The organism is Allobaculum sp. (genome assembly GCF_047010065.1).
GTDB classification, from domain to species: Bacteria; Bacillota_I; Bacilli_A; order Erysipelotrichales; family Erysipelotrichaceae; genus Allobaculum; species Allobaculum fili.
Map to the genome: position 1 here is coordinate 1 of NZ_JBKXLD010000122.1, position 6,398 is coordinate 6,398.

At 49.1% G+C, this 6,398-nt stretch carries 5 protein-coding genes; 3 read left to right on the plus strand and 2 right to left on the minus strand.

The window, feature by feature from the left end:
- Nucleotides 1–737: 737 nt before the first annotated feature.
- Nucleotides 738–2,348: a hypothetical protein gene (locus tag ACLUYS_RS09040; protein ID WP_412659658.1), complete on the plus strand. Its 1,611-nt coding sequence runs from the start codon at nucleotides 738–740 to the stop codon at nucleotides 2,346–2,348.
- 184 nt (nucleotides 2,349–2,532) lie between these two features.
- On the opposite strand, the gene ACLUYS_RS09045 is transcribed toward ACLUYS_RS09040, so the two are convergent.
- Nucleotides 2,533–3,087, minus strand: a complete 555-nt coding sequence (locus ACLUYS_RS09045; RefSeq protein ID WP_230267879.1) for a GNAT family N-acetyltransferase — start codon at nucleotides 3,085–3,087, stop codon at nucleotides 2,533–2,535.
- Between the two features lie 358 nt (nucleotides 3,088–3,445).
- Here ACLUYS_RS09045 and ACLUYS_RS09050 point away from each other — a divergent pair, with 358 nt between their 5' ends.
- Complete coding sequence (locus tag ACLUYS_RS09050; RefSeq protein ID WP_230267878.1) at nucleotides 3,446–4,471, plus strand: dipeptidase; 1,026 nt, start codon at nucleotides 3,446–3,448, stop codon at nucleotides 4,469–4,471.
- A gap of 208 nt (nucleotides 4,472–4,679) precedes the next feature.
- Complete coding sequence (gene plsY / locus ACLUYS_RS09055; protein WP_230267877.1) at nucleotides 4,680–5,303, plus strand: glycerol-3-phosphate 1-O-acyltransferase PlsY; 624 nt, start codon at nucleotides 4,680–4,682, stop codon at nucleotides 5,301–5,303.
- 256 nt (nucleotides 5,304–5,559) lie between these two features.
- On the opposite strand, the gene ACLUYS_RS09060 is transcribed toward plsY, so the two are convergent.
- The coding region (locus ACLUYS_RS09060; protein ID WP_412659659.1) for an ABC transporter ATP-binding protein at nucleotides 5,560–6,398 on the minus strand (839 nt) is incomplete at its 5' end.

A 6,398-nucleotide genomic window follows, 5' to 3' on the forward strand; every position in this document is an offset into this window, starting at 1 on the left:
GGCCAAATGTTTCAACTACCAAAAAACGAATTTACACAAAATTTTTGACATACCCGCGATGCCGGCTGGACCGACGAAAAAATCGCCTGATACGAAATCAGTCCGACGCTCATTCTGCCAACGGAGAGACACAAGCCTGAGACAGTAAGCGCAGCGAAATAAGGTCCGATCCACGAACGGGATGAGACAGATCGGAAATAACGCCAGGCACAAGAGGAATTCCGTCTGTTGATGGATGCATTCGGAAAATAGAAAATGGATCCAGTCCGAAGATCGAAATTGAACAGACGGCTTTTCCTGGATACCGGAATCAGCAATCTAAACAGCACTTCCCGTCTGTTCGAACCGACCAAACAGGAATGAGACAGACCAGAAGATCGGCAACGGAAACGGCCGATCTTTTTCTTTGGTTTTGAGAAGGATGTTCCGGGCACAGGCGAGTCTTTCGGACTGTCGTCTTTCCCATATTCTTCAAAAAAGAAGCGCAGGCCGGCTGCGCTTCTTTTCATTAATGTGATCTTTATTTGCTATTCGAACAATTTTGTATCCTTTGTGTGAAATTATATGATCCGCTTTCAAATGCAGTATTCATGTCGCATGGAGTATGGCTTCATGATATGATTTGCGTCGTATCGATGAATGAATATTAAATTAAATTATAATACTTAGAATACGAAGTGATTGCGACTTGTTTACGCAAGTTCAATTCAAATACAGCGATTTATAGGAGAAATGATATGAAAAAGAACAAATTTTTACAACTTGCTCTGAGTACCTCTATGATCCTTAGCACCGCTGCAATGACCCTCTCTCCGGTTCAGGCGTTTGCTCAGGAAGAGGAAATGACTCAGATGGAAAGTTTCACCCTGTCGGAAAACAGCCAGGCTGACATCAACGAAACGCTTTCGGAAGAAGAAAAAATGATTCTGGCCAGTGACCTTCCTGCGACATACCGCGAAGGTACCGACGTAAACTGCGATCTGACGATCGATACGCTAGTAGACGGCACCCCGATGGACTCCCTGCTCTATCAGCCAGGTAAAGGTCAGAGTCAGGTGCAGATCGGCGGCGATCTGGACATGACCAACGTATGGAACAGCTACAGAACCTTCCGTCTGGCGTACATCATGGCCAACAGCAAACCTCAGTTTTACACAAAATCCCTCAAGGGAAGCTACACCTATACGTTCCAGATCAATCCGGAAATCGTATCGGTAAACGAAGACATTCTCTGCGACACATCGGCATGGCAGAAGGTATTTGAAGAAGGAAGCGGCGCAGCTGCCGAAGGCTTCTTCAAGTTCATGAAATGTACCCAGGCTTCTTATGATGCGACGACCGGTACAATCACCGTTCGCTTTGAAATCAACGAAAACGGAACAGGCAAAGTATCCTGCAAGACGCTCGATGACGACAAAACAACACAGCCGAAAACAATCCATGCCTACTCTCCAGAAGGCGCGCTCTTCATTAAGGACGAAGACTTCCAGAAAGGCGGTCAGGCGATTCTGAGCACCTCAACCTTCCACGGAAACATTGACCTGGATCCCTGGATGGCCTTGATCGTTCCGATTCGCTTCACCGGCGTAATTGACCAGACCGGTCTCGAACTGGACGTACCGTCCGGCAAAGTGGCTTTCCATGTAGAAAACGGTACCTGGGATGACGGTTCCGCCGATGCGAAAGTCGTAGAGATCGACATGGACATGGTGAAAACCAATGACGGCGCACACGCTGCTGGTACCTTCGATGCGTCTCTCATTCCAACCGGCATGGTTGCTCTCGAAGGCTTTGACCAGAGCAAAGGCCGCTGGACCGAAGAAATCAACACCGATGAAAACGGCATTGTTCTCTCCAATGAGGAATACGATGCTGCCTACACCTATACCTTCGACAAAACCGTGGATACCGGCGGAGAAGAAGAAGTTGGCCCAACGGTAAACCTCTACCGCGTTTACAACCCGAACACGGGCGAACACCTCTTTACTCAGGATGTCCGCGAGAAAAATTACCTGTCCGCGATCGGCTGGTATGATGAAGGTCTGGCCTGGGTTTCCCCGGAAACATCCAGCGAACCGGTTTACCGTCTGTACAACCCGAACAACGGCGATCATCACTTCACGCTCGATGAGCAGGAAATGAACGTTCTTACCGATCTCGGCTGGAAATATGAAGGCATCGCCTGGTACTCCAACGCGCTTGGAAAAGGCGTACCTGTATTCCGTACATACAATCCGAACGCCGATCAGGCCGGCTCGCACCACTTCACAACAAGCCGCAAGGAAAATGTATTCCTCATTTCCAGCGGATGGCTCGGTGAAGGCGTTGCCTGGTGGGTTGTTGAATAATTCCAATCCATTTCCCATCCAGAATAAGCCAGCACAAAATCTTATTCAGATCAAAATAATGCCAAAGGCTGCCCGTGCATTCCTGCATGAACAGCCTTTTCTTATGCCTCTTTTCTTTTTGTCTTCCCTTTTCCCTTTCTTTTCTTCCCTTTCTTTTGCCTGTGCAAAGTTTCGACTGGCAGGTTTAGCCGATCGTCTTTACCGGTTTGGGAGGAAGCGTATAGTCCTGAATGCGATGTTCCATCCAGACGATGCCGTAGGAACGATCAAACTTGAACGCGCAGTTGTCAAAGCGGCCACACTCCTTAAATCCTCTGGCTTCATGAAAACGAACGCTGTCCAGATTCAGATACGGATCGTCCTTACAGGAAGGGATGGCAATACAGGCGTAAAAATTGATGAATCCAGCTTTGCGGCATTCTTCTTCGAGGGCCTCATAAAGTCTGGAGCCATACCCTTTGTGACGGGAATTTCGATCCAGATAAATGCTGGTTTCGACACTCCAGGCGTATGCCTGTCTTTCCTTAAATGGAGCGACATAGGCGTAGCCCATGATTTTGCCTTTCTCTTCTAGAACCAGATACGGATAGTGCTTCTGAATGGTTTCAATACGGTGTTCAAACTCTTCGAGGGTAGGTACATCCCACTCAAACGTAATCGCCGTGTTTTCCACATACGGTCTATAAATTTCCAGAAGTCTTCTGGCCTCTTCCTTTTTCGCAAATCGAATCGTATACATTGGCGTTTCTTAAGGTCTTAAGGGACTGTTTCCTTTCTATGGAGTTCTGTAAATATGCAGGATCCAGGATGATCCTCTCTTTCGTGTCCACTTTTCGGGGTACAGTCCGTGAAAGGACAACACAAAAGAGAAACTTTAGAAAATATAGTAGCGCGTTAAACGCCCCTCGAAAAAGGAAAACTCTTTTTGGACGGACACGAGATTGGATAATGTACAGGTTCAGACAATTCTGTCATTTTGCTTCGAGAGGATCGCCTGTTTTTGTGCAGCCGTTAAAATCAAAGACGAACACGGTTTAAGCCGGGTCCATATCCCTCTCGATTCGATTTCATACCCGGCAGGAAAGGAAAAACGATCCATGACAAAAACGTATCCCGTATGCGATCTGCACTGCGATACCATTCTCGCTTTGCGCGAACGCCGCGATCAGAATCAGGACGCCTCTCTGGCAAAAAACGATCTTTGCATCGATATTCAAAAACTTCGAAAAGGCGGCGTGGCGTTGCAGACGTTTGCGCTGTTTACTGATCGCGGCAACGGCCGTCAGCCCGAACACGAAGCGCTTCGTCTGCTGAACGAATTTCAGAAGCAGATGCACATACATCGTGCTTTTCTGCTTCCGATCTTTACCCGCAAGGATCTGGATGCTTTACAAAACTCTTCGAAAACTGGCGTTCTGCTTTCTCTGGAAGAAGGCGATGTGATGTTTCAGGATCTGGACCTGCTCGAATTCTGGCAGCGCATGGGCGTTCGGCTCATTGCGCTGACCTGGAACTATCCAAACGCGATCGGTCACCCCAACATTTCCTTTGCGGATCTTGCGGATGTCGATTACCGAAAACCGGCTCCCCTTTTTCGCGTAGAAACAGAAAAGGGACTGACCGAACACGGCAAACAGTTCGTTCACAAATGCGAAGAACTCGGCATTTTAATCGATGTCTCGCATCTTGGAGACAAGGCGTTCTGGGATGTGATGGAAATGGCCTCTAAACCCGTCCTTGCTTCTCATTCCAACTGTCGGGCGTTATGCGAAGTCAGCCGCAACCTCAGCGATGAGCAGATTCGCGCCATTGCCAAAACGGGCGGCGTGATCGGTCTCAATTTCTGTGCCGACTTTTTACGGGAAAACGATGAAGACCTCTCGCGGCTTGAAGACATGATTCGTCATCTTGAACATCTGCGGGCAGCCGGCGGAATTGACGTCTGCGCGATCGGTACAGATTTTGACGGCATTCACTCCAAAGTCGAAATTGAAGACGCTTCGCAGATGCAGAAGCTGGCGGACGCCTTAGAAAAAGCGGGCTGGAGTGAAGAAGACATTGCCAAAGTCATGGGCGAAAACGTTTTTCGCGTCCTGCAGCAGGTTCTTCCCGAGGATCTCTGAAAACCAGGAAATCTGTTTTTCCTTCTGCACGGCTAGAAATCGCTCGGACTGATACAATAGGTGTACAGTAAATTGTCTGTCTAAAGCAGCAGGAGGCCATCTTTTCCAGTCGGCTTTTGCCCGCGTTTGATCCTGTGCTTCTTTTCGAAACAGGAACTGCATTCGATGCTCTGCATCGGGATAGACGAATATTTAGAGGTGAATATCTGTGCAAATTTTCTGGTTTATTCTTTGTCTTATCATCGGCTATCTGCTGGGGTCCATTCCGTTCGCGCTGGTCATCGGAAAAGTCTTCTTCCATACCGATCTGCGTAAAAAAGGATCCGGCAATCCTGGCGGTACCAATGCGGGACGCGTTCTCGGCAAAAAGGTCGGCGTTCTCGTCATTTTCATGGATGCCTTAAAAGTTGTCGCTGCCATTGGCATCGGCGCCCTCGTTTCTCCGGCCTGCGCGCTGGTCAGCGGACTGGCCTGCTGCATCGGTCACTGCTATCCGATCTTTGCTCATTTCAAAGGCGGCAAGGCAGTCGCCAGCATGTACGGCTTCCTGTTTGGCATTTCACTGTTTGTCTTCCATAACGGACTGTATTTCCTCATTCCGTTTCTGATGTTCTTCATCATTCTGTATTTATACAAATGGGTGTCCGTGGCTTCCATCTGTGCGGCACTCGCCAGTTCCCTGCAGATTCTTTCCATGAACTGGTCGACCAATTCGCAGGATCTGCTCCTGATCGCCGGGAGCTGGATGCTGACCGCGCTGATCATCTACCGGCACAAATCGAACATTCTTAAAGTTCGCGCCGGCAAGGAAAGCAAAGTAACCTGGATTTAACTCTCATCGATTTCTCATTTAGCCGGTCCTGGACCGGCTTTTTTCCGGACTAAACGTCTGTATGTATTTGCAAGACGTGCCCGATCTACGTGTGAAACGAATCTTCCGGAAATTCTCCGCAGCCGCCGGCATTCCGGCAGCATTTCCTCGTGCATTGTATCCTGTAAAAAAGCGGCGGTTTCACGCTTTCCTAGGGAAAGTCGTATGGAACCGCCGCTTTCGCATGCGAGATCTGTATTACTAATTGCAAAAACAATCAGCTGAGTTCGAACATGCCGTTATACAGTCTGGCGTAAAAGCCGTTCTGTTCGAGCAATTCTTCATGGCTGCCGCGCTCAACGATTTTTCCCTGATCGAGCACGATAATGCAGTCGGCGTTGCGCACGGTCGACAGACGATGCGCAATCACAAACGTCGTTCGTCCATCCATCAGATGCTTCATGCCTTCTTCAATCTGTTTTTCCGTTCGGGTATCGATGCTCGATGTGGCTTCATCAAGAACGAGCACCGGCGGATCTGCAATGGCTGCTCGCGCAATGGAAAGCAGCTGCCGCTGACCCTGGGAAAGGCTCGCTCCATCGGAGCTGATACGCGTATGGTAGCCTTCCGGCAGACGACGGATGAAGGAATCGGCATTCGCCAGTTTGGCTGCCTCGATGACTTCCTCATCGCTGGCGTTCAGACGGCCGTAGCGAATGTTATCGAGAATCGTTCCCGCAAACAGATGCGTATCCTGCAAAACCATGGCCATCGACCGGCGCAGATCGTCTTTGGCGATCAGTTTGATGTCGATGCCATCCAGCAAGATGCTTCCTTTGGAAATGTCATAAAAACGGTTGAGCAGGTTGGTAATCGTCGTTTTTCCGGCGCCAGTCGCACCGACTAAAGCAATCGTCTGACCGGGCTTGGCAAACAGCGAAACATCCTTAAGAATCTGCTTTTCCGGAACATAGCCAAAATCGACATGACGAAATTGCACATCCCCGCGAAGAGGTACGCATTCCACGGAACCGTTCGGGCGCGGATGTTTCCACACCCAGTTTTTCTGCGGAATGGAACTTTCCATCCATTTGCCATTTTCGTCCTGAATTCCGT